Genomic DNA, 25,730 nt, shown 5'->3' with positions numbered 1-25,730 from the left:
GGCCAGAGGTACTCGCGTGTCGCTCGTCGACGTGAAGGGAGTTCCTCGTGGCTGATCGGCGCGACACAGGGGCCGACGGGGAGCCCGTGCCCAGGGATCTCCCGGATCAGCAGGTGCAGGACGGCGAGGATCCGCTGGACATTCCCGTCCCGGAGGGGGAAGGCGGCGAAGTGCCCGAACCCGACGAGGCCGGCACCGGGCGTGAGGGCGGCCCCCGCTCGGCCAACGTCCATCCCGAGCACCCCGATCCCGACGAGTCCTCCGCCTGACCGTCACAGGGAGCCCACCATGGGTATGGCCGACCGGGTCCGTTCCTGGCCCGTCTACCGTCAGCTCACCGGCAGCGACCGCACGGGGCGGGGCAGCGCCGCGAAATCCTCGTACACCGAGAATCTGCGACCACGCACCGACCGCGCGCAGCGCGTCGTGCAGTCCGTCTGCCCGTACTGCGCGGTGGGGTGCGGGCAGCAGGTGTACGTCGAGGGCGACAAGGTCGTCCAGATCGAAGGGGACCCCGCCTCTCCCGTCAGCCGTGGGCGGCTGTGCCCCAAGGGGTCGGCCACGCTGGAGCTGACCACCGGGCCGGCCCGCGAGCACCAGGTGCTGTACCGGCGTCCGCACGGGACGGACTGGGAGCCGCTCGACCTGGAGACGGCCATGGACATGGTCGCCGAGCGGGTGATCCGGACCCGGCGCGAGACCTGGGAGTGGGAGCGGGACGGACTGCGCACCGCCCGCACCATGGGCATCGCCAGCCTCGGCGGCGCCACCCTCGACAACGAGGAGAACTACCTCATCAAGAAGCTGCTGACCGGCCTCGGCGTGGTCCAGGTGGAGAACCAGGCGCGGGTCTGCCACTCCTCGACCGTCGCCGGGCTCGGCACGTCGTTCGGGCGCGGCGGGGCCACCACCTTCATGCAGGACCTCCAGCACGCCGACTGCATCGTCATCGAGGGGTCCAACTTCGCCGAGTGCCATCCCGTCGGCTTCCAGTGGGTCATGGAGGCCAAGAAGCGCGGGGCCACGATCATCGACGTCGACCCCCGCTACAACCGCACCAGCGCCCTCTCCGATCTGTACGTGCCGATCCGCGCGGGCACCGACATCGCCTTCCTCGGCGGGATCATCAACCACGTCCTCACCGAGGAGAAGGACTTCCGCGAGTACGTCCTCAACTACACCAACGCGGCCACCCTGGTCAGCGAGGACTTCCGGGACACCGAGGACCTCGACGGGGTGTTCTCCGGGCTGGACGAGGAGAAGGCGCACTACGACCCGCACAGTTGGCAGTACGAGGGCGTCGAGATCCAGCAACCCGCCGGTGAGGCCGACGAGTTGTACGAGGAGCGCACCCGCAGGACAGGCGGCGCCGAGTCGCACGGCTCCGGCGGCGCCCGGACCGGCCACCGCGCCCCCACCGACAAGACGCTCCAACACCCGCGCTGCGTCTACCAGATCCTCAAGCGCCACTACGCCCGCTACACCCCCGAGCTGGTCGAGGACGTCTGCGGCATCCCGCGCGAGACCTTCCGGCGCGTGTGCGAGGAACTGACCGCCAACTCCGGCCCCGAGCGCACCAGCGCCTTCTGCTACGCCGTCGGCTGGACCCAGCACACCACCGGCGCCCAGTTCATCCGCGCGGCGTGCATCCTCCAACTGCTGCTGGGCAACATCGGCCGCACCGGCGGCGGCATCCAGGCCCTGCGCGGCCACGCCTCCATTCAGGGCTCCAGCGACATCCCCACCCTCTTCAACCTGCTGCCCGGCTACATCCCGATGCCGCACGCCCACGCCGACATGAACCTCGACAACTTCATCGAGGCGAGCCGCACGGTGAAGGGCTTCTGGTCCGGGATGCGGGCATACGTCGTCAGCCTGCTCAAGGCCTATTACGGCGACGCCGCCACCGCCGACAACGACTTCTGCTTCGACCACCTCCCGCGCCTGACCGGCTCCCACTCCACCTACGACACGGTGATGGCCCAGCTCGACGGCGACTGCAAGGGCTACTTCCTGCTCGGCGAGAACCCGGCCGTCGGCTCCGCCAACACCCGGCTGCAGCGCCTCGGGATGGCCAACCTGGAGTGGCTCGTCGTCCGGGACTTCTCCCTGATCGAGTCGGCGACCTGGTGGAAGGACGGCCCCGAGATCGAGACCGGCGAGCTGCGCACCGAGGACATCGGCACCGAGGTGTTCTTCTTCCCGGCCGCCGCCCACACCGAGAAGTCCGGCTCCTTCACCAACACCAACCGCTGGGTGCAGTGGCACTACCAGGCCGTCGAACCCGAGGGCGACGCCCGCAGCGACCTGTGGTTCATGTACCACCTGGGCCGCCGGATCAAGGAGCGGCTGGCCGCCTCCACCGACCCCATGGACCGCCCGGTCCAGGACCTGGCCTGGGACTACCCGGTCAGCGGGGAACTGGCCGAGCCGGTCGCCGACGCCGTGCTCGCCGAGATCAGCGGCCACGGCCCGGGCGGCGGCCCGCTCGGCGCGTACACCGAACTCAAGGAGGACGGCTCCACGCGCTGCGGCTGCTGGATCTACTGCGGCGTCTACGCCGACGGCGTCAACCAGGCCGCCCGCAAGAAGCCCGGCTGGGAGCAGGACTGGGTGGCCGCCGAATGGGCCTGGGCCTGGCCCGCCAACCGCCGCATCCTCTACAACCGCGCCTCCGCCGCCCCCGACGGCACGCCGTGGAGCGAACGCAAGAAGTACGTCTGGTGGGACGGCGAGGCCGGCAGGTGGACCGGCCGTGACGTGCCCGACTTCGTGCCCGACCTGGCACCCGACCACGTGCCCGACGAGGACGCCGAGGGCGTGGCCGCGCTGCGCGGCGACGACCCGTTCATCATGCAGGCCGACGGCAAGGGCTGGCTCTACACCCCGGCCGGCCTGGAGGACGGTCCGCTGCCCACCCACTACGAGCCCCAGGACTCCCCGTTCCCCAACGCCCTCCACCCCTCGACCCCGCGCAGCCCGGTACGCCAGTTGCTGCCCCGCGAGGGCAACCGCTACCACCCCAGCGGCGACGAGAAGGGCGCCGACGTCTTCCCGTACGTCGTCACCACGCACCGCCTCACCGAGCACTTCACCGCGGGCGGCATGAGCCGCTGGTCGAACCATCTCTCCGAGCTGCAACCGGAGTTCTTCTGCGAGGTCTCGCCCGCGCTGGCCCGCGAACGCGGGCTGGAGAACGGCGGCTGGGCCACCGTCGTCACCGCGCGCAACGCCGTCGAGGCACGGGTGCTGGTGACCGACCGCATCCGCCCGCTGCGGGTGCAGGGCCGTACCGTCCACCAGATCGGCCTGCCCTTCCACTGGGGGCCCAACGGCGTGGCGACGGGCGACGCCGCCAACGAGCTGACGTCCATCGCCCTCGACCCCAACGCCCACATCCAGGAGGACAAGGCCCTCACCGCCGACATCCTCCCGGGCCGCCGGCCGCGCGGACCGGACCTGCCCAGGCTGGTCGCCGAGTACCGCAGGCGGGCCGGCATCACCCCGGACACCGGACGGGAGGTGCGCAAGTGAGCGAGGAACGCGTCGGCTTCTTCACCGACACCACCGTCTGCATCGGCTGCAAGGCCTGCGAGGTGGCGTGCAAGGAGTGGAACGCCATCCCCGAGGACGGCCTTTCGCTCAGCGCCATGTCGTACGACAACACACAGGCCCTCGGCGCCTCGACCTGGCGGCACGTCGCCTTCATCGAGCAGCCGAAGCCCGAGGGGCGCACGCAACTGCCGCTCGCCGACGAGGAGTCGGGCGACGGCGAGATGCGGTGGCTGATGTCCTCCGACGTCTGCAAGCACTGCACCCACGCCGCCTGCCTCGACGTCTGCCCCACCGGCTCGCTCTTCCGCACCGAGTTCGGCACGGTCGTCGTCCAGGAGGACATCTGCAACGGCTGCGGGTACTGCGTGCCCGCCTGCCCCTACGGCGTCATCGAGCAACGCCCGCACGACGGACGGGCGTTCAAGTGCACGCTGTGCTACGACCGCCTCGGCGCGGGTCAGGAACCGGCCTGCGCCAAGGCCTGCCCCACCGAGTCCATCCAGTTCGGCCCGCTCGACGAGCTCCGCGAGCGGGCCGCGCTGCGCGTCGACCAGCTGCACGAGGCGGGGACCACCGAGGCCCGGCTCTACGGCGCCGACCCCGACAACGGTGTGGGCGGCGACGGCGCGTTCTTCCTGCTCCTCGACCGCCCAGAGGTGTACGGCCTGCCGCCCGACCCGGTCGTCACCACCCGGGACCTGCCGACGATGTGGAAGCACGCGGGCGTGGCGGCCCTGTCCGTGCTGGGCGGCCTCGCGGCGTGCTTCGCCGTCTCGGGACGCCCGGGAACGGGAAGGGGACGGCGATGAGCATCACGGAACGTGCGGGGCGCAGGCGGCGGCGGGGCGAGCAGCCGATGGTGCCGAAGGCCGAGTTCCAGTCGTACTACGGCCGCCCGGTCATCAAGGCGCCGTCCTGGGCCGCCCCCGACATCGCGGGCTACTTCTTCCTCGGCGGCCTCGCGGGCGCCGGGTCCGTCCTCGCGGCGGGCGCCCAGCTGACCGGTCGTACCACCACCGCCACCGCGCTGAAGGTGTCCTCGCTGACCGCGGTCTCCCTCTCGGCCGCCGCCCTCGTCCACGACCTGGGCAGGCCCGCCCGCTTCGCCAACATGCTGCGGGTCTTCAAGCCGACCTCACCGATGAGCATGGGTTCCTGGCTGCTCTCGGTGTACGGGCCCGCGGCCGGTGCGGCCGCCGCCAGCGCCGTCACGGGCCGGTTGCCGCGGCTCGGGGGCGCGGCAACCGGTGCCGCGGCGGTGCTGGGCCCTGCGGTGGCCACGTACACCGGTGTGCTGGCCGCCGACACCGCGGTACCGGCCTGGCACGGCGCCCACCGCGAACTGCCCTACCTCTTCGGCGCCTCCGCGACGGCCGCGGCGGCCGGCATGGCCCTCGTCACCGGCCCGGCGCACGAGAACACCCCCGCCCGCTGTGCCGCCGGGCTGGCCGCGCTGGCCGACGCGGCGGCGGAGAAGGCGGCGGAGCGGCGGCTGGGCATGGTCGCGGAGACCTGGCGGGAGGGCAGGGCGGGCACCCTGCTGCGGGCCGCACGCGTCCTCACGGCCGCCGGCGCCCTGGGAGCCGCCGCGTTCGGTGGACGCCGCGCCCCGGCGGTGGCCTCCGGCCTGGCCCTGCTCACGGGCTCGGCCTGCACCCGCTTCGGCGTGTTCGCGGCGGGGATGGCGTCGGCGGAGGACCCGAAGTACACGGTGGTGCCGCAGCGGGAGAGGCTGGACGCCGAGGGAGGCGGGGGAGCGGACACCCAGGTCGAGTAGGAGGCCGAGGTGATCTCAGCCGACCTTGCGGCCCCGCATCGGCTCCGTGCTCGTGCCTTCCCCGCGTTGCAGCCCCTGCAGGAACTCCTCCAGTACCTCCGTCGCCGTGTGCCGCGGCTGCCAGCCCAGTTCGGTGTGGGCGCGGGTGCAGTCCATCAGCGGCAGGCGCAGGACCGCGTCGAAGAGGTGGGGCGAGGCGGGCAGCAGGTGCAGTCCCCACGCGGCGGCGATCGCGGAGCGGGCCGCGGCCCGGGGGAGACGGACCGGCCGGGTGCCCAGCATCCCGGCGAGCAGCTCCGCGTCGACCGGGGGCTCGGCGGCGAGGTTGAACGCGCCGCGGACCTCGCTCGCGAGTGCCCGGACGTACGCCTCTGCCGCGTCGTCGGTGTGCAGCGCCTGGACCCGCAGACCAGGGATGTCCGGCAGGAACGGCAGCAGTTCCGGACGGGCCAGCGGCCCCGGCAGGAACCGCCCGCCGAAGATCCGGCGCTGCTCGCTCGCCGACTCCCGCTTGAACAGGAACGCCGGCCGCATCCGCACCACCCGCACCTCGGGATGCTCCCGCTCGAAGATGTCCAGGCTCCGCTCCAGATACGCCTTCTCCCGGCAGTACGCGGCGTCCGGCCAGCCGTGCGTCGGCCACGACTCGTCGACGGCGCGCCCCTTCGGCCCCGGCGAGTACGCGCCGACCGACGAGGCGTGCACCAGCGTCGGCACCCCGGCCGCCGCCACCGCCTCGAACACCCGGATGCTGCCGAGGACGTTGGTGCGCCAGGTCGTCGCCGGGTCGTGCGTGGGCTGGAACGCCCAGGCCAGATGCACCACCGCGTCGGCGTCCGTGAACTCCTTGACCAGATCCGCGCGTTCGGACGCGAGGTCGACCCGCGACCAGTCCGTCCGCGGCGGCGACCAGTCCGGGATCCGGCGGGCCAGCCCCAGCACGGAGCCGACGTCCGAGTCCTCGGCGAGGGCGCGCACCACACTGGTACCGACGTTGCCGGTGGCACCCGTGACCACGATCCTGCTGCCCGTCATGCCGCTCACCTTCGACTCCCTTCCGAGGGGAGTGACCGGGTACCCGGCCGGAGATGATCAGCACATGAGCGAGACCAGTGAGATGAGCGAGATCAGCGAGATCATCCTGATGTCCGACGCGCGGGTGGCCGCCATACCCGTGCAGGAGTCGGGCGAATCCCTCGTGGACGTACGCGACGCCCTGCTGACCGACGACCGCAAGCACGAGGACTCCCACGGCGCCGAGGTCCACCTGCGCCGCGGCGTCCTGGAACGACTGCTGGCCGCGCAGTCCCTGCTGCCCGACGGCCTGCGGCTGCTCTTCGTCGAGGGCTACCGGCCGCCGGCTCTGCAGCGGCACTACTTCGAGCGGTACGCCGACGAACTGCGCTCCGCACACCCCGACTGGCCGGCCGACCGCATCCGTACCGCCGCCAGCCGCTATGTCTCACCGCCCGAGATCGCCCCGCACAGCGCGGGCGCCGCCGTCGATCTGACCCTCGCCGACGCCGACGGCCGTGAACTCGACCTGGGCACCGCGATGAACGCCAGTCCCGAGCAGAGCGACGGCGCCTGTTACACCGGGGCCGGCAACGTCTCCGGTGCGGCGCGGGCCAACCGGGCGCTGCTCGGGCAGGCGCTGGGCTCGGCCGGGCTGGTCAACTACCCGACCGAGTGGTGGCATTGGTCGTACGGCGACCGCTACTGGGCCCTGATGACGGGGGCGCCCGCCGCTGTGTACGGGCCCGGGGAACTCGTCGGCTCCTAGGCGGCGAAGGCGTTCACGCCCGTCAGCCGCGCCGACAGCTCCCACAGGCGTGCCGCCTGCTCCGGGTCGGTTGCCCAGGACTTGACGCCGCTGCGCTGGTCGCCGTCCACCGCGGGCTCGGCGATGTCGCAGTCCTCCAGGTAGACGCCGCCGAGACCGTCCAGCTGCGGGGAGGTCGCCGCCCACACCTGCGTGGCCGCGCCCTGCGGCGGGGTCTTGAAGCCCTCGGGGTTGAGGACGTTGCCGTCCTCGTCGATCCAGCCGCGCTCGATCATCTCCTCCTTGGGGATGTGCCGTTGGAGCGGAGTGATGATGCCGCCGGGGTGCAGGGAGAAGGCACGCACGCCGGCGTCACGGCCGAGCCTGTCGAGGTGGACGGCGAACAGCACGTTGGCGGTCTTGGCCTGGCCGTACGCCTCCCACTTGTCGTAACCCCGCCGCCATTCGACGTCGTCCCAGCGGATGCCGGAGAAGTGGTGGCCGCGGGAGGAGACGGAGACGATCCGCGCGCCGCCCGGCTCGATCGCCGGCCACAACCGGTTGACGAGCGCGAAGTGGCCGAGGTGGTTCGTGGCGAACTGCGCCTCCCAGCCGGGCCCGACCCGCGTCTCCGGGCACGCCATGATCCCGGCGCTGTTGATGAGGATGTCGACGGTCCGCCCGGAGGCGAGGAACCGCTCGGCGAAGCCGCGCACGCTCTCCAGGTCGCCGAGGTCCAGCTCGTCGATCTCGACGCCGTCGATGCCGGCCAGCGCCTCCTCGGCGGTGGCCCGGCGCCGGGCCGGGACGACCACGTGGGCGCCCGCCTTGACGAGCGAGCGGGTGGTCTCCAGGCCGAGGCCCGAGTAGCCGCCGGTGACGATCGCGAGCTTCCCGGTGAGGTCGATGCCTTCCAGGACGTCGTCCGCGGTGCTGGTGGCGCCGAAACCGGATCCGATCTTGTGCTGTGCAGTGGTCATACCGGGAACGCTACGAATTGGAGTGCTCTCGAAGTCAAGCGCGAGGCGCGGCCGTGCGGAGGGTCCGGACAGAGGAAAGCCCCGACCGGACGGGGGATTCACGGTCGGGGCGGCCAAGCGGTGGGCGCGGATGGCGGTCGCCTCTCGGCGAAAGGCTCCACAGGGCTTCAGCCGAACGATCGTCCCTGTGGGCAAAAGGTGAGGCCCGGGGACACTGTCCCATCCGCACCCACGGCTGGTTCAACGGTGAACCACCCACGGGTGTTCCAGCTCCCGCCCACGGAGCGTGGTGATGTGTGTCACTACCTGTGCGTCACTCCCTGCGCCTCACTCCCTGTGCGTCCAGGTGAGCAGCCGCTCCAGCGGCCAGGTGGTCACCACGCGCTCGGCGGGCACCCCGCACTCCTCCGCACGGGCACAGCCGTACACCTGCCAGTCCAGCTGGCCCGGCGCGTGCGCGTCCGTGTCGATGGAGAACAGCACACCTGCCTCGACCGCCCGCCGCAGCAGCCGCCGGGGAGGATCGAGCCGCTCGGGCCGGCTGTTGATCTCCAGTGCCGTGCCCGTCTCGGCACACGCGGCGAACACCTCGTCCGCGTCGAACTCCGACTCCGGCCGCCCCCGCCCGGTCACCAGCCGCCCGGTGCAGTGGCCGAGCACGTCCGCATGCGGATCGCGTACGGCGGCCACCATCCGCCGGGTCATCGATCGGGCGTCCATCCGCAGCTTGGAGTGGACCGACACCACGACCACGTCGAGCTGTTCCAGCAGCTCCGGCTCCTGGTCGAGGGAGCCGTCGTCGAGGATGTCGCACTCGATGCCGGTCAGCAGCCGGAAGGGCGCCCAGGTCTCGTTGAGCCGCGCCACGACCGCCAACTGCTCGCGCAGCCGTTCGGGGGACAGGCCGCGGGCCACGGTCAGCCGCGGCGAGTGGTCGGTCAGCACCGCCCACTCGTGTCCGATCGCCGCCGCGGCCCGGCCCATCTCCTCGATCGGGCTGCCGCCGTCCGACCAGTCCGAGTGCAGATGGCAGTCCCCGCGCAGCAGCGCCCGCAGCCGCGCACCGCCCTTGGGCAGCGCGGCCGCGGGCTCGGCCTCCAGCTTCTCCAGGTAGCCCGGCACCCGACCGTCCAGCGCCTCCCGGACCACCTGTGCCGTCTTCGGGCCGATGCCCTTGAGCGACTCCAGCGACCCGTCGGCGGCCCGCTCGCGCACCTCCGACTCGGGCAGGGAGGCGAGCACACGGGAGGCCGTGCGAAAGGCGCGGACGCGGTACGTGGGCGCCAGCGTCCGCTCCAGCAGGAAGGCGATCCGGTCCAGAGCCTCGACGGGATCCATCGAGACCTCCTTTCTGGACGAATCGGGATTCGTGTCGGGAGACGTATCGGGGGACGAATCGGGAGATTCGCGAACGCGGAATGCGTTCTACGCTCTATTGCATGACCGAAATCGCCAGCCCGCACATCTCCCATCCGCGGATCATGGTGCTGGGGGTCCAGCCCGGCACACCGCCCTTCCGGATCGTCGAGATCGACGGTGTCGTGGTCGGTGAGGCCAAGACCGTCACCGACGTCCTGGCGGCGGCGGCCGCCTTCGGAGTACCCATCCACGACATGGACGACCCGGACGTGGTGCGCTGGGTCGGCGGGGACAAGTACACCTGGAAGCTGCACTGACCGGTCCGGTCAGCCGACCGTCCACTTCTGGTTGGCGCCGCCCGAGCAGGTCCACAGCTGGAGCCGGGTGCCGTTGGCCGAGCTGTTCCCGGTCGCGTCCAGGCACTTGTCGGCCTGCGGGTTGACGATGTCGTTCGCCGCGGTGACCGTCCACTTCTGGTTCGGGCCGCCGGTGCAGTCCCACAGCTGGGCGGGGGTGCCGTCCGCGGTCCCGTTGCCGGTGGCGTCGAGGCACTTGCCGAGCGCGCGCAGGGTGCCGTCCGAGCCGGTCGTCCACTGCTGGGCGGCGGTGCCGTTGCAGTCGTAGAGCTGGACGGGGGTCCCGTTGGCGGGGTTCGCGCCGGCCACGTCCACGCACTTGCCGCCCAGGCCCCTGATCGCCACCCCGGTCGCCGTGTCACCCGTCGTGACCGACACCGAGTCCACCACCAGCTGCTGCGGGAAGGACGTGGAGCTGTCCGGGTCGCCGGGCCAGTAGCCGCCCACCGCCAGGTTCAGGATCAGGAAGAACGGCTTGTTGAACACCCAGGTCTTCCCGCCCAGGTCGGCCGGTGTGCGCCGCTGGTAGACGTTCCCGTCCACCGACCAGGTGATCGAGTCCGGCGCCCAGTCCACCGCGAAGGTGTGGAAGGCGTCGGCGAAAGCCTGGCCGCCCGGCAGGGAGTAGGCGGCGCCTATGCCGCCCGAGCCCGAGTAGCCGGGGCCGTGGATGGTGCCGTGCACCGTCGAGGGCTCGAAGCCGACGTTCTCCATGACGTCGATCTCGCCCGAGTCCGGCCAGTTGACCGGCGTCCCCAGCATCCAGAACGCCGGCCACATGCCCTGCCCCCGCGGGATCTTCATCCGCGCCTCGACATGCCCGTACTGGGCGTTGAACTTCCCGGAGGTGTTCAGCCGGGCCGAGGTGTACTGGCAAGTGCCGTACCAGCACTGGTAGTTGGCCGGGTTCTCCTTCCGGGCGGTGATCACCAGGTGGCCCTGGCCGTCCAGGGCCGCGTTCCTGTTGCCGGAGGTGTAGTACTGCCGCTCGTGGTTGTTGACGTTGTCGCCGGTCTCGATCTGCCACTTCGAGGAGTCCACGGCGGACCCGGCGGGCCCGTCGAAGTTGTCCGAGAACGCCACCGCGGCGGCGGCCTTCGTGCTCGGCGGATCCGCCTGCGCCGCACCGGTCGCGGCGGACGCGACCAGTACGGCGGACAGGGCGGCGAACAGACAGTTGCGCAGCAGGCGTGGGGAGGCCACGGCACTTCCTTCCATGCGGCGGCCGGGCGCACGCGTGCGTCGGCCGGGGTGGGGGGTGAAGGCGTCGCCTCTTGATTTAAGAAGTGAGATAAGGGGAGCGTCAATACCTAGGTACGGACCAGGAGTTGAAGCGGTCCGGCTATGCGCCCTTGGCCTGCTTGGTCTGTTTGGTCTGCTTGGCCGTCCGGCGCGGGAGCCGCTCGCGCGCGTGCACCGCCCGGCCCAGCCGCCGCCCCAGCAGGACGTAGCCGATCAGCGCGCCGGTGGTGTTGAGGATGACGTCGTCGATGTCGAACGCGCGCCCCTCCACCAGGGCCCCCTGCGCGAATTCGACCAGCAGCATGACCACGGCCGTCAGCAGCAGCACCCGCAGCAGTCCGCGGGCCCGCGGCGCGACGACCGGGACGAGGATCCCGAACGGGACGCCCAGCAGCACGTTGCCGCCGATCTGCTTCACCGCGTCCCGCAGCGCCGGCTGGTCCAGGTAGGTGTGCAGCGTGCTCCCCGGATGCAGGTTCGTGTGCGCCATGGACACCGAGGCGGGGGAGGGCTCCAGGGTCAGCTTGGCCAGCACCACGGCGAACGCCACCATGAAGCCGAAGGCGCACAGCATCGCCAGCACCCGCAGCGGCCAGGCCATGACGGAACGCCCGGCGGGGGCCGGCCGCGACCCCCGCGCGGCCTTGGCGCTCTTCGGGGCCTTGGCGTTCTTCGAGGCCTTGGCGTTCTTCGGGGTCTTGGCGTTCTTCGTGTCGTCCTTCCCCGACTTGGTCGTACGCAGGCGTAACGCCGAACGTGGGTTCAAGGCTGCCCGGGCCATCAGGTCCTCCAGTCTTCAACTTACCTGCGTTGTAAGGCGGTTACCCGCTGTACCGCCGACGATGCAGCCGTACCACCGGATCCGGTCGCCCCCGGCGCGCGTTTCCCTTCCCGCCACAGGGGCACTCCGGGCGCATGAGTCCGCGTACGACGCTCCTCGCCGCCGGCGAGCTGGCGGCCTGGTGGGCGGGGTTCGCCCTGCTGTGGCTGGTGCTCATCAGCACCGTGGACACGCTGGAGCGGGTGATCGGCGCGGCCGCCGCGGCCCTCGGCGCCCTCGCGGCACGGTCCGCGCGCCGGGCGGTGAGCGGACCGTGAACGGCTGGACGCTCGCCGCGACCGTCGGCCTCGCCGGCGGCCTGGGAACCGCCCTGTGGGGCGTGGCCACCGGGCCGCTGCGCCGCCGGGTCGTCGCCCAGAACCTCTCCACCGCCCTCGCCTGCCCCGGCCTGCTCCTGCTCTCCCAGGCCTACGGCCGCCCCTCCTACGTCGACCTCGGCCTCGTCCTCGCCCTGCTCGGCCCCGTCGGCACGCTGGTCTTCGCCCGGCTGCTCGCCGACGAGCTGGCCGAGGACCCGCCGCGTGCCTGGGGCCCGACCTGGGCGGTCGCCGGGCTCGGCGCGGCGACGGTGATCGCGCTGTGCGTGGCCACCGGACCGAGCCGGGCGATGGTCAAGCTGCTGGTGATCGGGGCGCTGCTGATCGGCGGGAACGTGATCGCCTCCCGCGCGCTGTCCGGCGGTTTCCGGGGGGTCCGCCGTGGCTGACGCGGTGATCGTCGTCGCGCTGCTGCTCGTCGCGGCGTCCGCGACCGTGGCCGTGGTGACCCGCGACCCGGTCCGCCAGGCCCTCGTCCTCGCCGTGCTCGGCGTCGTCCTCGCCGTCCTGTTCACCGTGCTCCAGGCACCCGACGTGGGCCTGTCCCAGCTGGCCGTGGGCTCCGCGCTGACCCCGCTGCTGCTGATGCTGACCGTCCGCAAGGTCAGACGGCGAGGCCAGGAGAAGGGACGCGGACGGTGACCCGGCGCGCCCGGCTGTGGCTCCTGCTGGCGGGCGGCGCCGGCCTCGCCGTCCTGTTCGCCGCCGCCTGCCTGAAGCTGCCGGCCTTCGGCGGCGACCGGCACCCGTACGGCGACCGGGCGGTGCGCGCCTCCCTCGCCCGGCACACCGCCAACACCGTCTCCTCCGTCAACTTCGACCAGCGCGCCTTCGACACCCTCGGCGAGATGACGATCCTGTTCGCCGCCGTGCTCGGCTGCGTGGTGCTGCTGCGCCAGACCCGCGACGAACACCGCGCCGCTCCCGAGCCCGCCGAGGTGGCCCTGCCGGTGCGCCGCTACGCCCTGATCGTCCTGCCCGTCGCCCTGGTCAGCGGGCTGTACGTCGTCGCGCACGGCCAGCTCAGCCCCGGCGGCGGCTTCCAGGGCGGCGTCGTCGCCGCGACCGCCCTCCACCTGCTCTACCTGGGCGCCGACTACCGCGCCCTGGAACGCGTCCGCCCGGTCGGCCGCTACGAGGTCGGCGACGCGCTCGCCGCCTCCGCCTACCTCGTCACAGGGCTCGCGGGCCTCATCGGTTCCGCCGCCTTCCTGGCCAACACGATCCTGCCGTACGGCACCTTCAACACGCTGTCCTCCGGCGGCACCGTCCCGCTGCTGAACGCGGCCATCGGCATGGAGGTCGCCTGCGCGGTCGTCGTGCTGCTCGCCCGGTTCCTGGACCAGGCCGTCGAGATCGAGGGGGAGGGCGGGTCGTGAGCGCCGTGCTGGACGTACTGCCGTACCTGGTCGCCGGGTGGGTCTTCCTGGTCGGCTGCTACGGCCTCGCCACCAGCCGCAACCTCATCCACGCCGTCGGCTGTCTGTCCGTCTGCCAGGCCGGCACCTATGTGCTGCTGCTGGCCGTCGGCTACCGGGACAAGGCCACCGCGCCCGTGTACTCCGACATCAAGCCCGGCTCCCGGCCGGTCGTCGACCCGGTCGTCCAGGCGCTGACCCTCACCGACGTCGTCGTCGGCGCCACCGTCACCGCCCTGCTGCTCGCCCTCGTCGTACAGATCTCCAAACGCCACGACACCGTCGACCCCGACGAGCTCTCCGAGCTGCGCGGCTGATGAACGACCTGCTGCCCCTCCTGGTCGCCGTGCCCCTGCTCGGCGCCGCCCTCCTGGTCGCCGCCGGCCGCCGCATGCCCAGGGTCGCCGCCGAGTCCGTGGCCTGCGCCGTGTCCGCGGGCGCGGCCGGGCTGGCGATCGTCCTGCTCCTCGACTCCTCGCCGCCGATGACCGAGTGGGTCGGCGGCTGGACGCCCGTGAACGGCGAGAGCGTCGGCATCGTCCTGACCGGGGACGGGCCCGGCCTCGGCATGGCCGCGCTCGCCTCACTGCTCACGCTCGCGGCACTGGCGTACTCCTGGCACTACTTCGACGAGCCGCCCCGCCGGCACGCGGGCTCCTTCCCCGCGCTGATGCTGCTCTTCCAGGGCGCCATGTGCGGCTTCGCGCTGGCCGGGGACCTGTTCAACGCGTTCGTGTGGTTCGAGCTGATGAGCGTGGTCGCCTACGCGCTGACCGGCACCCGGGTCGAGGAGGCCAGGGCCGTGCAGGGCGCGCTGACCTTCGGCGTCGTCAACTCGCTGGGCGCGTACGCCATGCTCATGGGCATCGGCCTGCTGTACGCCCGGACCGGCGAGCTGTCCATGACGCAGATCGGGCGGGGACTGGACGGGCACGGCGGGCCCGACGCGCTGACCCTCGCGGCCTTCGTGCTGGTCGTGACCGGACTGCTGGTCAAGGCCGCCGCCGTGCCCTTCCACTTCTGGCTGCCGGACGCCCATGCGGTGGCCCCCACCCCGGTGTGCATGCTGCTGTCGGGCGTCATGGTCGAACTCGGCGTCTACGGCGTCTGGCGCGTGTACGCCACCGTGTTCTCCGGGCCCGGCGGGGTCCCGGCCGCCGACCTCCAGCGGGCGCTGGTGGTGCTCGGCGCGCTGACGGCGGTGATCGGCGCCGTGATGTGCTGGTTCCAGCGGCACATCAAGCGGCAGCTGGCCTTCTCCACCATCGCCCACACGGGCCTGTTCCTGATCGGCATCGGGGTGCTGACGCCGGAGGGCGACGACGGGGTCGCGCTGTACGTCATCGGGCACGCCGGCGTGAAGGCCGCCCTGTTCGCCTGCACCGGCATCCTGCTCGACCGCTTCGGCAGCGTCGACGAGTACACCCTGCACGGGCGCGCCCGGCGGCTGCGCGGGGTCGCCGTGCTGTACGGGCTCGGCGGGCTGGGCCTGGCCGGGCTGCCGCCCTTCGGCACCGGGCTCGGCAAGGCCGTCACCGAGGAGGCCGTGGGCGCCCCGCTCACCGTGCTGTACGTCGCCGCGAGCGCGCTGACCGGCGCCGCGGTGCTGCGCGTCACCGCGCGGGTGTTCCTCGGTCTCGGCCCGAGGCCCGCGGGGGACTCGGAGTACGAGACGACCGGCTCCGGCGAGCAGCCCGAGACCGGGCACCGGATCGGCAAGGTCCCCGACACCATGACGACGGTGCCCGCGCTGCTGCTCGCCGCGGCCCTCGCCGTCGGTGTCGTCCCCGGCTTCGCCGCCGTGGTCGGGCACGGCATGAGCGCGGCCGGGTCCGGCGGGGTCGTGGTCTCCGACCCGCACTGGACACCGGCCGGCGTCCTGCTGGGACTCGCCTCGACCGTGCTCGCCGTGGGCCTCGCGGCCCTCGCCGTGGTCCGGCCGAAGCTGCTCGCCGGCGCGTACCGGGCCTCGCGGCTGCGGCGCCTGCAGTCCGGGCACGTGGGGGACTACGTGGCCTGGCTGCTGGTCGGTGCCGTGCTGCTCGGCGCGCTGACGCTGCCGGGGATCATGGGCGCCTGATCAGCTGTGGTAGGTGACGTGCACCTCCTTGAAGCCGAGGGAGTGCAGCAGCCCCTCCAGCATGTCCGTGGTGTTGGTCTCGGCCCGCTTGGTCAGGCCGCTGTCCTTGGCCGCCTCGCCGATGTGCTTCACCGCCAGCTTCTGCACGGCCTGCTCGCTGTTGGGGTTGTCCGAGAAGAAGTCGCCGAGGCGGTCGAGGAGACCGCGCTGCTTGGAGACCGCGTAGGAGCGGTCGGGGTCGAGGGCGGGCTTGCCGAGGGCCGCGTGGGGCAGCCGGAGCGTCGCGGACGTGCGGTCGCCGTTGACCGTCACGTCGTCCTTGGCGACCTTGCCGAGGTCGACGTACGCGTCCACGGTGCCCGCCCCGACGTACAGCACGCGGGAGCCGCGGATCGCGTCGGGCAGGTACTTGGTGTCCTTCTCCAGGTCCACGACGACCTGGAAATTGCCGGAGGCGGCGTCGTAACGGCTCATGTCCTGGATGGACTGGAGCAGTGCGGGGCCCGAGCGGTCGTGTGTCTCCGTGCCGAACAGGTCCTTGAGACCGGGCAGCACGGCCAGCCGGATCCCGGCGAAGAACACCGCGATCACCAGCACGACGGCGGTGAGCGCCTTCGCCCAGCCGGGCATGCGCCTGGACACGCGCCTGATGGGAGTCGTCATGGCGACGGCCCTCCTTCCTGACTCCTTCAACGAATGCCCGCCAAAGCCCTTGGCAGACCGGCGCGTTGGCCGAACGGCGCCCTTGGTGGAGGCATGCGGGGCGCACTAGCGTGGAGGACCTGTCCGTACCGGCACGTCTGGAGTCCCGGATGAGTACAGACAGCACGTCCCGCCCCCTGTGTCCCATGCACCGCGTCGACCTCCCCGAGGCGGCACCGCCCCGGCCCGCCACCCTCGCCACCGGCACCCCGGTGTGGCTGGTGACCCGGTACGCGGACGTACGCCAGGTGCTCATGGACCCGCGCTTCGACCGCAGTTCGCTGCACGCCCCGGACGCCCCGCCGCTGCTCGTCGTACCGAATCTGCTGGACGATCCGAACGGGATGGTCAACCTGGACGGCGAGCCGCACCAGCGGCTGCGCGGGACCGTGCAGCGGGCGTTCACGCCCCGGGCGATCTCGCGCTGGCGGCCCTGGGTGACCTCGGTCGTCGACGCGCTGCTCGACGACTTCGCGGTACGGGAACAACCCGCCGACATCATCGAGGGGTTCACCCGCCCGCTGCCCGTCTCGGTGATCTGCCGGCTGATGGGGCTCGACGACCTGGACCGCGAGCGCATCCGCCACTGGGCCGACCACGCGCTGTCGGGAGGTGCCCACACGCGCGAGGAGGTCGTGGCCGCGATGACCGAGTTCGGGGCCTTCGGCGCCCGGCTGATCGACGAGCGGCGGAAGTCGCCCGGCGATGACCTGGTGAGCAGCCTGGTGGCGGCGGGTGACGGGCTCGGCATCGACGAGCGGCAGCTGGTGCGGCTGGTGTGCGGGCTGGTGGTGGCCGGCCACGAGACCACCATGACCGCCCTAGGCAACATCGTCGTCTACCTGCTCACCGACCGGCAGGACGCCTGGGCCGGGCTCGCCGAGGACGAGGACGCGGCGGCCACCGCGGCCGAACAGCTGCTGCGGGCCGTGCCGCTGAGCGAGGGGCGGGTGCTGCCCGGCCTGATCCGCCGGGCCGTGGAGGACACCGACGTGGGCGGAGTGACGATCCCGGCGGGCGATGTCGTCGCCGTGCAGACCGTCTCCGCGAGCCGCGACCCCGACGTGTTCCCGCCGGGGCCGCCCGACCTCTTCACGCCCCTCACCTCACCCGGCGTGATCTTCGGCGCCGGCCCGCACCACTGCCTCGGCGCCTGGCTCGCCCGGCTGGAACTCGGCCTGGCCCTGCACCGCCTCGCCGCCCGATTCCCGGGGCTGCGCGCCGAGTTCACCGACGAGACCATCGAATGGCGGGAGGGCCAGATGACCCGCAGCCCACGCCGGCTGCCGGTGTCCTGGTGAACTACCCCCGGCGCGACCGCAGTTCCCGGTCGCCGGAGGGCCGCGACCACCACACCCCCTCTCCGTGCGTGAGCCCCGGCAGACGCAGCTCCACCTCCCGTACCCGGCGGGCCGGCAGCTCGCCGGTGATCACCCAGGAGGCCGATCCACCCGTCGTCCCGGTGAACTCGGCGCTGCAGGAGGCGAGTTGGGCCGTCACGGAGGCCAGTGCGTCGAGCGGAACCTCGGTCTCGAAGGCGTGGTACGGCTCGTAGAGCCTGGTACCGGCCGCCTCCAGGGCGCGGCGCAGCACGATCGGGGTGAGGCCGCGGAAGTCGGCGGCCGTGCTGATCGGGGCGCAGAAGCCGGACCGGATCAGGGTGACCCGGTAGTCCGTCACCGGCGCCCCGGTGAGCCCGCTGAGCATGCCCGCATGCACGGTGTCCTCGACGGCCTGGTGGAAGGCGCGGGGGAGCGCGCCCAGTTCCGTCTCGTACGTGAACACCCCGCCGGACCCGCGCGGCCCCGGTTCGACGCGCAGCCCGATCGTCGCCCAGTAGCGGGTGCCGAGGTGCCAGGGCATCTCCTCCCCGGCCTCCCCGACGCCCCGTGGCCGCTCCAGGAAGCGGACCCGGCCCGGCTCGAAGTCGGCCTCGACCCCGAAGTCCTGGACGAGCGTCGCCGCGAGCACCTCCATCTGGACCTCGCCGTACAGCAGCAGCGCGGTGGCGCCGCCGGCCGCGGGCCGGGCGTGGATCAGCGGGTCCTGGTCGGCGAGGGCGAGCAGGGCCTTGCGCAGGGATGCCGACTGCTCGGGGCGGCGGGCCCGTGCCAGGGTCTCCAGCGTCGGCGGCGCGAACTGCGGGGCGCGGTCGCCGAGTTCGCCGAGCCGGTCGCCCACGCGCACGCCGCCCAGGCCGCTGATCGCCGCGATGTTCCCGGCCGTGAGCGGCCCGCAACGGCCGATCACCTCAAGGCGGTTGACCCGCCCGAGGACCTCGGTGGTCCGGCCGTCGGCCTCGCGCCGCAGCAGCGTCAGCCGCTGACGCGCCGTCACCTCCCCGTCGTACAACCGCAGATACGCCGTCCGCTCGCCGCCCGGCCCCGGACGTACGGCGAACACGGTGCCGCGCGGTTCGGTGGCCGCGGTCGCGGGGGCGGGCGGGATCAGCCGGACCACAGCCTCGACGAGTTCGGCGACGCCCTGGCCGCCGAGCGCCGAGCCGAAGCAGAGCGGGTGGAAGCTGCCGTCCGCGGTGCGTGCGGCGAGGGCCTTGCGCAGGTCGTCCGGGGTGGGTGCGGGGCCGTCCACGACCGCCGCGAGGACGTCCGGGTCGACCTCGGCGAGCGCCTCGGCCAGGCGGGGATCCCCCGGCCGGCAGGGCGTCACACGAGCGTCGGCGGTCCCGATGCCCGTCACGTCCACGAGCGGGGCGACGTACGGAGTCAGTCTGCGGCGGATGTCGGCGAGCAGTTCACCCGATCGGGCGCCTGTGCGGTCGATTTTGTTGACGAAGATCAGCGTGGGCAGTCGCAGCCTGCGCAGTGTCCTCATCAGCACGCGGGTCTGGGCCTGGACGCCCTCCACGGCGGAGAGCAGCAGCACCGCGCCGTCCAGGACCTCCAGGGCGCGCTCGACCTCGGCGATGAAGTCGGAGTGCCCGGGGGTGTCGATGAGGTTGACCTGGGTGTCGCCGACGGTGAAGGCGGCCACCGCGGAGCGGATGGTGATGCCGCGCCGGCGCTCGATCTCGCCGTCGTCCGTCCGGGTGTCACCGGCGTCGACGCTGCCGAGCCGGTCGATCGCGCCGTGGTCGAACAGCAGCCGCTCGGTGAGGCTGGTCTTACCGGCGTCGACGTGGGCCAGAATTCCGATGTTCAGGGTGTGCATACGGGGTCGCGTCCTCGAGAACCGTGGGCCTGTGGAAGGGCTGGGGGATTCCGAGGAGTCGGCGCATGCGAGGGATCCTGACGTGAGGGAACACGGACGGCGCCATGATGGCGTGCCGGCGGTGGCCCGGCGCAAGCGAATTACGGCGGCCGTGGCGGGAGGCTCCCGGTCATGACCAGGCGAGGAGAGCGGAACGTGCGAGACATCTCCGTGTTCAGCGGCAGTGCCCACCCCGAGCTGGCCGCCGAGGTCTGCGCGCACCTCGGCGTGCCCCTCAGCCCCACCCGGGTCAGCCGCTTCGCCAACGATTGTCTGGAGGTGCAGCTTCAGGCCAACTGCCGGGAGCGGGACGTCTTCCTGATCCAGCCGCTGGTCAAGCCGGTCCAGGAGCACCTGGTCGAGCTGCTGCTGATGTGCGACGCGGCCCGCGGGGCGTCCGCGGCACGGATCAGCGTCGTCATGCCGCACTACTCCTACGCCCGCTCCGACAAGAAGGACGCGCCCCGCATCTCGCTGGGCGGCCGGCTCGTCGCCGACCTGATGGTGGCGGCCGGCGCGAGCCGCGTCCTCACCATGACCCTGCACTCGCCCCAGGTGCACGGCTTCTTCTCGGTACCGGTCGACCATCTGCACGCCCGGCGCGAACTCGCCGCGCACTTCCGCAGGTACGACCTCTCCCGTACGACCGTGGTCTCGCCGGACCTGGGCAACGCCAAGGAGGCGGCCGCGTTCGCGCGGATGATCGGCGCCCAGGTGGCCGCCGGCGCCAAGCAGCGGTACGCGGACGACCGGGTCTCCATCAGCTCGGTGATCGGCGAGGTGACCGACCGGGACGTCATCGTGCTGGACGACGAGATCGCCAAGGGCAGCACGGTCCTCGAACTCCTCGACCGGCTGCGCGAGTTGGGCCCGCGCTCGATCCGGGTGGCCTGCACGCACGGCCTGTTCGCGGACGGGGCGCTGAAGCGGATCGGGGAGCAGCCCGACGTACTGGAGATCGTGTGCACCAACACCGTGCCGGTCCCGGAGGAGGAGCGGACCGAGAAGCTGCGGATCCTGACCGTCGCCCCGGCCCTCGCGGAGGCCGTGCGCCGCATTCACAACGGTGAGTCGGTCAGCGCCCTGTTCGACGCGCCGCGAAGCGAATAGACATGAGGTAGCGGAGCAACGCTTGGCATCAACCGGATGCTCAGGAGGGGTTGCAGTGGCGAAGGCGAAGTTCGAGCGGACCAAGCCGCACGTGAACATCGGCACCATCGGTCACATCGACCATGGCAAGACGACGCTCACGGCGGCCATCACGAAGGTGCTGCACGACAGGTTTCCCGACCTGAACCCGTTCACGCCCTTCGACCAGATCGACAAGGCGCCCGAGGAACGGCAGCGCGGCATCACGATCTCGATCGCCCACGTCGAGTACCAGACCGAGCACCGGCACTACGCGCACGTCGACTGCCCCGGGCACGCCGACTACATCAAGAACATGATCACCGGCGCGGCCCAGATGGACGGCGCGATCCTGGTCGTCGCGGCCACCGACGGGCCGATGCCGCAGACCAAGGAACATGTGCTGCTGGCCCGGCAGGTGGGCGTGCCGTACATCGTCGTCGCCCTCAACAAGACCGACATGGTGGACGACGAGGAGATCCTGGAGCTCGTGGAGCTGGAGGTGCGCGAGCTGCTGACCGAGTACGAGTTCCCCGGCGACGACGTGCCGGTCGTGAAGGTCTCCGCGCTCAAGGCCCTGGAGGGCGACCCGCAGTGGACCCAGTCGGTGCTCGACCTGCTGGAGGCGGTCGACACGGCGGTCCCGGAGCCGCAGCGGGACGTGGACAAGCCGTTCCTCATGCCCATCGAGGACGTCTTCACCATCACCGGCCGCGGCACGGTGGTCACCGGCCGGATCGAGCGCGGGGTGCTGCACGTCAACAACGAGGTCGAGATCATCGGCATCCACGAGCAGAAGACGAAGACGACCGTCACCGGCATCGAGATGTTCCGCAAGCTGCTCGACGAGGGCCGGGCCGGGGAGAACGTCGGTCTGCTGCTGCGCGGCGTCAAGCGGGAGGACGTGGAGCGCGGGCAGGTCGTCATCAAGCCGGGGACGGTCACCCCGCACACGGAGTTCGAGGGGCAGGCGTACATCCTGTCGAAGGACGAGGGCGGCCGGCACACGCCGTTCTTCGACAACTACCGCCCGCAGTTCTACTTCCGTACGACGGACGTGACGGGCGTGGTGACGCTGCCCAAGGGCACCGAGATGGTCATGCCGGGCGACAACACCGGCATCAACGTCGTGCTGATCCAGCCCATCGCGATGGAGGAGGGCCTGAAGTTCGCGATCCGGGAGGGCGGCCGGACGGTGGGCGCGGGGCAGGTGACGAAGATCCTCAAGTAGCGGCCGTCAGTCGACGGTCATAACGAGCCGGACGTGGCCTCGGGCTGGCCCAGGGCCGCGTCCAGGTTCGCGTGCGCGGGCAGCAGCCTGGCCAGGCCGGTGACCCGCATGATGCGCAGGGTGAGGGGATGGGTGCACACGAGCCGCAGCTCCCCGTCCTGGTCGAGGACGCGGCGCCGGGCCCGGTAGAGCAGGCGCAGCCCGGAGCAGTCGAAGAAGTCCACCCGCCGCAGGTCGATCACCAGCCGGACCTCGGGGTGCGCGGTCACCCGGTCCAGATAGGGCGTGATCTCCATGGCCGCGGCGATGTCGATCTCGCCCCGGAACTCCAGCACCGTGTGTCCCCGGTCGCGGTGGACGCGCAGATGCCGGGTGAGCGGCGCAGGTTCCTGCTCCACGACGACATCGCCTCCAACCTGCTCCGTCCGCTGCGGTGTTGCAGGTCACCGGGGGCCTGGGTGACGTCGTTGTAGCGAGCGTATGAGCGCAGGCCTGTCCCCCGGGTCCCGAGTGAGCGCAAAACCGTTCCCCGCCCTGCAAGTTACCCTCGATCGAGTGAATTTGAGCATGTTCGATTGACATATGTCTTCGAATTGCGACGGAGCGTTCCCGCGACTGGCGTGGCCGGACTACGACAGGGCGTGCCAGGCCTTGGACAGAGCCTGGCGGAACTGCTCGGTCTGGTGTGCCGTGAGGTCCCTCACCATCCGCTCCTCCAGCTCCCGAACCGGCCCCGCGTACTGCCCGAGCAGCTCCCGCCCGGCGTCGGTCAGCAGGATCAGCAGCTCGCGCCGGCTCTGCGGATTGCGCTCCCGGCGCACCAGCCCCCGGTTCTCCAGGGACCGCACCAGGTCGGCGATGGACTGCGCGGTGACGAACGAGTCCCGGGCCAGCTGTGCGGCCGACAGCCCGTCGTGCCGCTCCAGGACGGTGAGCGCGGTGTACTGCAGCGCGGTGATCCCGGACGGCCGGACCAGCTCGTCCAGGTGCGATCGCACCACCAGCTCCACCTGCTTCACCATGTAGAGCAGGGACGGAGTGGTCTTGGTCGCCTGGGAATCGAGCATGGGTTCAGCGTAGAGCATTGACAGGAAACCTGTCTGTAATGAAACTGCGAACCAACAGGAATCCTGTTGGTTGAAATCTTGGCGAAGAGGCTGAGGAGCGGTGATGACCACCTTCGAGATCGAACCCGGACGACTGTTCGTCGGGGGCCAGTGGCGCGAAGCCGCCGACGGAGCGCGCACCGAGGTGGTCGACCCGTCCCGGGGCGCGGTCGTCACCACCGTCGCGGAGGCGGGCGCCGCCGACGTGGACGCCGCCGTCCGGGCCGCGCGCGAGGCCTTCGACAGCGGAACCTGGTCCGGGCTGAGCGGCCGGGAGCGCGGCCGGATCCTGCACCGGGTCGCCGAGCTGATCCGCGAGAACGCCGACGAACTCGCCCGCCTGGAGAGCCTCGACGTCGGCAAGCCCATCTCGCTCTGCCACGCCGTCGACATCACCAACGCGGCCAACGACTACGAGCACTTCGCCGCCCTCGCCCACTCCCTGGACGGCGCGGTCCGCGACACCCCCATGAACGCCCTCGCCTACACCAGGCGTGAGCCGATCGGCGTGGTCGCCGCGATCACGCCCTTCAACTTCCCGCTGATCCTGGCCGGTTCGAAGATCGGCCCGGCGCTCGCGGCCGGCAACACCGTCGTCCACAAGCCCGCCGACGAGACCCCGCTCAGCGCCCTCCGCATGGCCCGGCTGCTCCAGGAGGCGGGCGTCCCGGACGGCGTCGTCAACGTGGTCACCGGCAGCGGCCCGGTCGCCGGCGAGGCCCTGCTGCGCCACCGGGGCATCGACAAGGTCGCCTTCACCGGCTCCACCGCGATCGGCCGCCACGTCGCGGCCGTCGCCGGGGAGGCCCTCAAGCCCGTCACCATGGAGCTCGGCGGCAACGCCGCCCACGTCGTGTTCGAGGACGCCGACCTGGAGAAGGCCGTCGGCGCGATCATCAAGGCCTTCGTCTTCAACACCGGCCAGTTCTGCATGGGCGGCCCGCGCCTGCTGGTGGCCCGCCCGGTCTACAGCACCCTCCTCGGCATCCTCGGCGACGCCGTCCCCGGCGTCCCGGTCGGCGACCCGCGCAACCCCGAGACCGTCGTCGGCCCGATGGCGGGGGAGAAGCACCGGAAGAAGGTCGAGGAGTACGTCGACCTCGCCCGCAAGGAGGGCGGCCGCATCGTCTGCGGCGGCGAGCGCCTCGACCTGGACGGCGGCTACTACTACAGGCCCACCGTGATCGCCGACCTGTCGAACGACTCCCGGGTGATCCAGGAGGAGATCTTCGGCCCGGTCCTGACCGTGCAGCCCTTCGACACCGAGGAGGAGGCGATCGAGCTCGCCAACTCCACGCCGTACGGCCTGGCTTCGGGCATCCAGACGCAGAACCTCGCCCGCGCCCACCGCATCGCCGACCGCCTCCAGGCCGGCATCGTCTGGATCAACGACTGGGCCATGCTCGACCCCGCGGTCCCCTTCGGCGGCGTCAAGGACTCCGGCTTCGGCCGCGAGTACGGCCCCGAGGCCCTCGCCGCCTACACCAAGGTCAAGTCCGTCGTCGTCTCGCTCGACTGAGCCCGGCCGAACGCGCCGTAGAACCAAGGGAGTTCGTACGATGTCCATCTCCACCCGTGCCGCCGTGGTCGAGTCCGGCGGCGCACCCTTCACCTTCTCCCCGGTCGAACTCGACGAGCCCGGACCCCACGAGGCCCTGGTGCGGATGGCGGCGGTCGGCCTGTGCCACACCGACCTCACCGTCGCGAGCGGCGGACTGCCCTTCCCGCTGCCCGGAGTCCTGGGGCACGAGGGAGCCGGCGTCGTCGAGGCCGTCGGCCCGGCCGTCACCGGTGTCGCCCCCGGCGACCACGTCCTGCTGTCGTTCACCTCGTGCGGAGAGTGCCGCAACTGCCACGGCGGTCATCCCGCCTACTGCGCCACCTGGCTGCCGCTGAACCTCATCGGCGGCCGCCGCGCCGACGGCAGCAGCACCATCAGCCGGGACGGGAAACCGCTCGGCGGGCACTTCTTCGGCCAGTCCTCCTTCGCCGAGCGGGCACTGGTCGACGAGCGCAGCCTCGTCAAGGTCGACGCGGACGTACCGCTGGAGTCGATCGCGCCGCTGGGCTGCGGAGTGCAGACCGGGGTCGGCGCCGTCTGGAACGTGCTGAAGCCGGTCACCGGCAGCACGATCGTCGTCCTCGGCGCCGGAGCCGTCGGCCTCTCCGCCGTCATGGCCGCCGCCCTCACTCCGGCCACCCGGATCGTCGCCGTCGACAAGGTGAGTGAACGCCTCTCCCTGGCCAAGGAGTTGGGTGCCACCCACACCGTCGACGCCGGCGAGGCCGACCTCGGCGAGGCGCTCGCCGAGATCACCGGGGGCCAGGGCGCCGACGGCGCCGTGGAGACCACCGGCAGCGTCGCCGTGCTGCGCCAGGGCGTCGACGCGCTCGCCGCCCGCGGCACCCTGGTCGTCGTCGGGGCCCCGCCGTTCGGCACCGAAGTCGCCCTGGACGTCAACGGGTTGCTCGGCGGCAAGCAGATCGTCGGCCTCACCCTGGGCGACGCCGAGACGCAGTCCTTCATCCCGTCCCTCGTGCGGCTGGTGAAGGACGGACGGCTGCCGCTGCACCGCCTGATCAGCACCTATCCGTTCGCGGACATCGACCAGGCGGTGCGGGACATGGGCGCGGGCAAGGCGATCAAGCCCGTGCTGACGTTCTGA

The 25,730-nt window shown here is 71.9% G+C and carries 26 protein-coding genes; 17 read left to right on the top strand and 9 right to left on the bottom strand.

Annotated features, from left to right (window positions below):
- Positions 1–47 precede the first annotated feature (47 nt).
- The 4 genes from MQP27_RS24220 to nrfD are packed head-to-tail and all read left to right on the top strand — an operon-like array spanning position 48 to position 5,332.
- Entirely contained in the window at positions 48–269 is a 222-nt protein-coding gene (locus MQP27_RS24220) for a hypothetical protein (protein ID WP_242767476.1), read from the top strand.
- 19 nt (positions 270–288) lie between these two features.
- On the top strand, positions 289–3,534 hold the full coding sequence (fdh, locus tag MQP27_RS24215; RefSeq protein WP_242767474.1) for a formate dehydrogenase: 3,246 nt from the start codon (positions 289–291) through the stop codon (positions 3,532–3,534).
- Positions 3,531–4,364, top strand: coding sequence for a 4Fe-4S dicluster domain-containing protein (locus MQP27_RS24210; RefSeq protein ID WP_242767472.1), 834 nt, complete (start codon positions 3,531–3,533; stop codon positions 4,362–4,364). Before fdh ends, MQP27_RS24210 begins: the two co-directional genes overlap by 4 nt.
- On the top strand, positions 4,361–5,332 hold the full coding sequence (gene nrfD / locus MQP27_RS24205; RefSeq protein WP_242767470.1) for an NrfD/PsrC family molybdoenzyme membrane anchor subunit: 972 nt from the start codon (positions 4,361–4,363) through the stop codon (positions 5,330–5,332). Before MQP27_RS24210 ends, nrfD begins: the two co-directional genes overlap by 4 nt.
- A gap of 15 nt (positions 5,333–5,347) precedes the next feature.
- Here the strand turns inward: nrfD and MQP27_RS24200 are convergent, their stop codons facing one another.
- Positions 5,348–6,376, bottom strand: a complete 1,029-nt coding sequence (locus MQP27_RS24200) for an SDR family oxidoreductase (RefSeq protein ID WP_242767469.1) — start codon at positions 6,374–6,376, stop codon at positions 5,348–5,350.
- Positions 6,377–6,458: 82 nt separating this feature from the next.
- Here MQP27_RS24200 and MQP27_RS24195 point away from each other — a divergent pair, with 82 nt between their 5' ends.
- Positions 6,459–7,115, top strand: a complete 657-nt coding sequence (locus MQP27_RS24195) for a M15 family metallopeptidase (protein WP_242767822.1) — start codon at positions 6,459–6,461, stop codon at positions 7,113–7,115.
- Here the strand turns inward: MQP27_RS24195 and MQP27_RS24190 are convergent.
- Positions 7,112–8,074: an SDR family NAD(P)-dependent oxidoreductase gene (locus MQP27_RS24190; RefSeq protein WP_242767468.1), complete on the bottom strand. Its 963-nt coding sequence runs from the start codon at positions 8,072–8,074 to the stop codon at positions 7,112–7,114. The two genes, MQP27_RS24195 and MQP27_RS24190, sit on opposite strands and share 4 nt — an antisense overlap.
- Positions 8,075–8,401: 327 nt before the next feature.
- The gene (locus MQP27_RS24185; RefSeq protein WP_242767466.1) at positions 8,402–9,412 is read right to left on the bottom strand and encodes a PHP domain-containing protein; all 1,011 of its coding nucleotides are present in this window, start codon (positions 9,410–9,412) and stop codon (positions 8,402–8,404) included.
- Positions 9,413–9,513: 101 nt separating this feature from the next.
- Here MQP27_RS24185 and MQP27_RS24180 point away from each other — a divergent pair, with 101 nt between their 5' ends.
- A complete protein-coding gene (locus MQP27_RS24180; RefSeq protein ID WP_242767464.1) occupies positions 9,514–9,750 on the top strand; it encodes a hypothetical protein in 237 nt (78 codons plus the stop codon).
- 9 nt (positions 9,751–9,759) lie between these two features.
- On the opposite strand, the gene MQP27_RS24175 is transcribed toward MQP27_RS24180, so the two are convergent.
- Positions 9,760–10,992 carry a ricin-type beta-trefoil lectin domain protein gene (locus MQP27_RS24175; protein WP_242767463.1) on the bottom strand — a complete coding sequence of 411 codons (1,233 nt, stop codon included), beginning with the start codon at positions 10,990–10,992 and terminating at the stop codon, positions 9,760–9,762.
- Positions 10,993–11,131: 139 nt separating this feature from the next.
- Complete coding sequence (locus tag MQP27_RS24170) at positions 11,132–11,812, bottom strand: VanZ family protein (RefSeq protein ID WP_372511293.1); 681 nt, start codon at positions 11,810–11,812, stop codon at positions 11,132–11,134.
- A 134-nt stretch (positions 11,813–11,946) separates the two neighbouring features.
- On the opposite strand from MQP27_RS24170, the gene MQP27_RS24165 reads away from it, so the two are divergent.
- Genes MQP27_RS24165 through MQP27_RS24140 form a run of 6 tightly spaced genes read left to right on the top strand, consistent with a single transcriptional unit; the run spans position 11,947 to position 15,687 of the window.
- Positions 11,947–12,129: a hypothetical protein gene (locus MQP27_RS24165; protein WP_242767462.1), complete on the top strand. Its 183-nt coding sequence runs from the start codon at positions 11,947–11,949 to the stop codon at positions 12,127–12,129.
- Positions 12,126–12,578, top strand: a complete 453-nt coding sequence (locus MQP27_RS24160) for an MrpF/PhaF family protein (protein WP_242767461.1) — start codon at positions 12,126–12,128, stop codon at positions 12,576–12,578. The genes MQP27_RS24165 and MQP27_RS24160 overlap by 4 nt, the downstream gene beginning before the upstream one ends.
- Positions 12,571–12,831 carry a Na(+)/H(+) antiporter subunit B gene (locus MQP27_RS24155; RefSeq protein WP_242767460.1) on the top strand — a complete coding sequence of 87 codons (261 nt, stop codon included), beginning with the start codon at positions 12,571–12,573 and terminating at the stop codon, positions 12,829–12,831. The genes MQP27_RS24160 and MQP27_RS24155 overlap by 8 nt, the downstream gene beginning before the upstream one ends.
- The gene (gene mbhE, locus MQP27_RS24150; RefSeq protein ID WP_242767459.1) at positions 12,828–13,568 is read left to right on the top strand and encodes a hydrogen gas-evolving membrane-bound hydrogenase subunit E; all 741 of its coding nucleotides are present in this window, start codon (positions 12,828–12,830) and stop codon (positions 13,566–13,568) included. The genes MQP27_RS24155 and mbhE overlap by 4 nt, the downstream gene beginning before the upstream one ends.
- A gap of 5 nt (positions 13,569–13,573) precedes the next feature.
- A complete protein-coding gene (locus tag MQP27_RS24145; protein WP_242767813.1) occupies positions 13,574–13,924 on the top strand; it encodes a sodium:proton antiporter in 351 nt (116 codons plus the stop codon).
- The gene (locus MQP27_RS24140; RefSeq protein ID WP_242767458.1) at positions 13,924–15,687 is read left to right on the top strand and encodes a complex I subunit 5 family protein; all 1,764 of its coding nucleotides are present in this window, start codon (positions 13,924–13,926) and stop codon (positions 15,685–15,687) included. Before MQP27_RS24145 ends, MQP27_RS24140 begins: the two co-directional genes overlap by 1 nt.
- On the opposite strand, the gene MQP27_RS24135 is transcribed toward MQP27_RS24140, so the two are convergent.
- Positions 15,688–16,350 (bottom strand): DUF4230 domain-containing protein, encoded by a 663-nt coding sequence (locus tag MQP27_RS24135; protein ID WP_242767457.1) that lies wholly within the window; start codon positions 16,348–16,350, stop codon positions 15,688–15,690. It abuts the gene before it with no gap.
- 149 nt (positions 16,351–16,499) lie between these two features.
- Between MQP27_RS24135 and MQP27_RS24130 the strand changes: the two genes are divergently transcribed.
- A complete protein-coding gene (locus tag MQP27_RS24130) occupies positions 16,500–17,690 on the top strand; it encodes a cytochrome P450 (protein ID WP_242767456.1) in 1,191 nt (396 codons plus the stop codon).
- Between the two features lies 1 nt (position 17,691).
- Here MQP27_RS24130 and otr(A) read toward each other — a convergent pair whose 3' ends face one another.
- Entirely contained in the window at positions 17,692–19,560 is a 1,869-nt protein-coding gene (otr(A), locus tag MQP27_RS24125) for a tetracycline resistance ribosomal protection protein Otr(A) (RefSeq protein ID WP_242767455.1), read from the bottom strand.
- A 195-nt stretch (positions 19,561–19,755) separates the two neighbouring features.
- Between otr(A) and MQP27_RS24120 the strand changes: the two genes are divergently transcribed.
- Both MQP27_RS24120 and tuf read left to right on the top strand, forming a co-directional pair.
- Positions 19,756–20,709, top strand: a complete 954-nt coding sequence (locus tag MQP27_RS24120) for a ribose-phosphate diphosphokinase (protein ID WP_242767454.1) — start codon at positions 19,756–19,758, stop codon at positions 20,707–20,709.
- A 55-nt stretch (positions 20,710–20,764) separates the two neighbouring features.
- Positions 20,765–21,958, top strand: coding sequence for an elongation factor Tu (gene tuf, locus MQP27_RS24115; RefSeq protein ID WP_242767452.1), 1,194 nt, complete (start codon positions 20,765–20,767; stop codon positions 21,956–21,958).
- Positions 21,959–21,975: 17 nt separating this feature from the next.
- On the opposite strand, the gene MQP27_RS24110 is transcribed toward tuf, so the two are convergent.
- Entirely contained in the window at positions 21,976–22,356 is a 381-nt protein-coding gene (locus tag MQP27_RS24110) for an anti-sigma factor antagonist (RefSeq protein ID WP_242767450.1), read from the bottom strand.
- Between the two features lie 231 nt (positions 22,357–22,587).
- Complete coding sequence (locus tag MQP27_RS24105; RefSeq protein ID WP_242767449.1) at positions 22,588–23,025, bottom strand: MarR family winged helix-turn-helix transcriptional regulator; 438 nt, start codon at positions 23,023–23,025, stop codon at positions 22,588–22,590.
- Between the two features lie 103 nt (positions 23,026–23,128).
- Here MQP27_RS24105 and MQP27_RS24100 point away from each other — a divergent pair, with 103 nt between their 5' ends.
- Both MQP27_RS24100 and MQP27_RS24095 read left to right on the top strand, forming a co-directional pair.
- The gene (locus MQP27_RS24100; RefSeq protein WP_242767448.1) at positions 23,129–24,583 is read left to right on the top strand and encodes an aldehyde dehydrogenase family protein; all 1,455 of its coding nucleotides are present in this window, start codon (positions 23,129–23,131) and stop codon (positions 24,581–24,583) included.
- Positions 24,584–24,623: 40 nt separating this feature from the next.
- Positions 24,624–25,730, top strand: coding sequence for an NAD(P)-dependent alcohol dehydrogenase (locus tag MQP27_RS24095; RefSeq protein WP_242767447.1), 1,107 nt, complete (start codon positions 24,624–24,626; stop codon positions 25,728–25,730).

The organism is Streptomyces cylindrosporus, assembly GCF_022698165.1.
In the GTDB taxonomy this organism is placed as follows: domain Bacteria; phylum Actinomycetota; class Actinomycetes; order Streptomycetales; family Streptomycetaceae; genus Streptomyces; species Streptomyces cylindrosporus.
This window is presented reverse-complemented; position numbering and strand designations above follow the sequence as displayed.

Excerpts from the sequence above, each read along its gene's own strand:
- fdh (WP_242767474.1), top strand. The coding sequence starts at position 289 with ATGGGTATGGCCGACCGGGTCCGTTCCTGGCCCGTCTACCGTCAGCTC.
- nrfD (WP_242767470.1), top strand. The coding sequence starts at position 4,361 with ATGAGCATCACGGAACGTGCGGGGCGCAGGCGGCGGCGGGGCGAGCAG.
- MQP27_RS24190 (WP_242767468.1), bottom strand. The coding sequence starts at position 8,074 with ATGACCACTGCACAGCACAAGATCGGATCCGGTTTCGGCGCCACCAGC.
- MQP27_RS24185 (WP_242767466.1), bottom strand. The coding sequence starts at position 9,412 with ATGGATCCCGTCGAGGCTCTGGACCGGATCGCCTTCCTGCTGGAGCGG.
- MQP27_RS24180 (WP_242767464.1), top strand. The coding sequence starts at position 9,514 with ATGACCGAAATCGCCAGCCCGCACATCTCCCATCCGCGGATCATGGTG.
- MQP27_RS24170 (WP_372511293.1), bottom strand. The coding sequence starts at position 11,812 with ATGGCCCGGGCAGCCTTGAACCCACGTTCGGCGTTACGCCTGCGTACG.
- MQP27_RS24165 (WP_242767462.1), top strand. The coding sequence starts at position 11,947 with ATGAGTCCGCGTACGACGCTCCTCGCCGCCGGCGAGCTGGCGGCCTGG.
- MQP27_RS24140 (WP_242767458.1), top strand. The coding sequence starts at position 13,924 with ATGAACGACCTGCTGCCCCTCCTGGTCGCCGTGCCCCTGCTCGGCGCC.
- MQP27_RS24135 (WP_242767457.1), bottom strand. The coding sequence starts at position 16,350 with ATGACGACTCCCATCAGGCGCGTGTCCAGGCGCATGCCCGGCTGGGCG.
- MQP27_RS24130 (WP_242767456.1), top strand. The coding sequence starts at position 16,500 with ATGAGTACAGACAGCACGTCCCGCCCCCTGTGTCCCATGCACCGCGTC.
- MQP27_RS24105 (WP_242767449.1), bottom strand. The coding sequence starts at position 23,025 with ATGCTCGATTCCCAGGCGACCAAGACCACTCCGTCCCTGCTCTACATG.
- MQP27_RS24100 (WP_242767448.1), top strand. The coding sequence starts at position 23,129 with ATGACCACCTTCGAGATCGAACCCGGACGACTGTTCGTCGGGGGCCAG.
- MQP27_RS24095 (WP_242767447.1), top strand. The coding sequence starts at position 24,624 with ATGTCCATCTCCACCCGTGCCGCCGTGGTCGAGTCCGGCGGCGCACCC.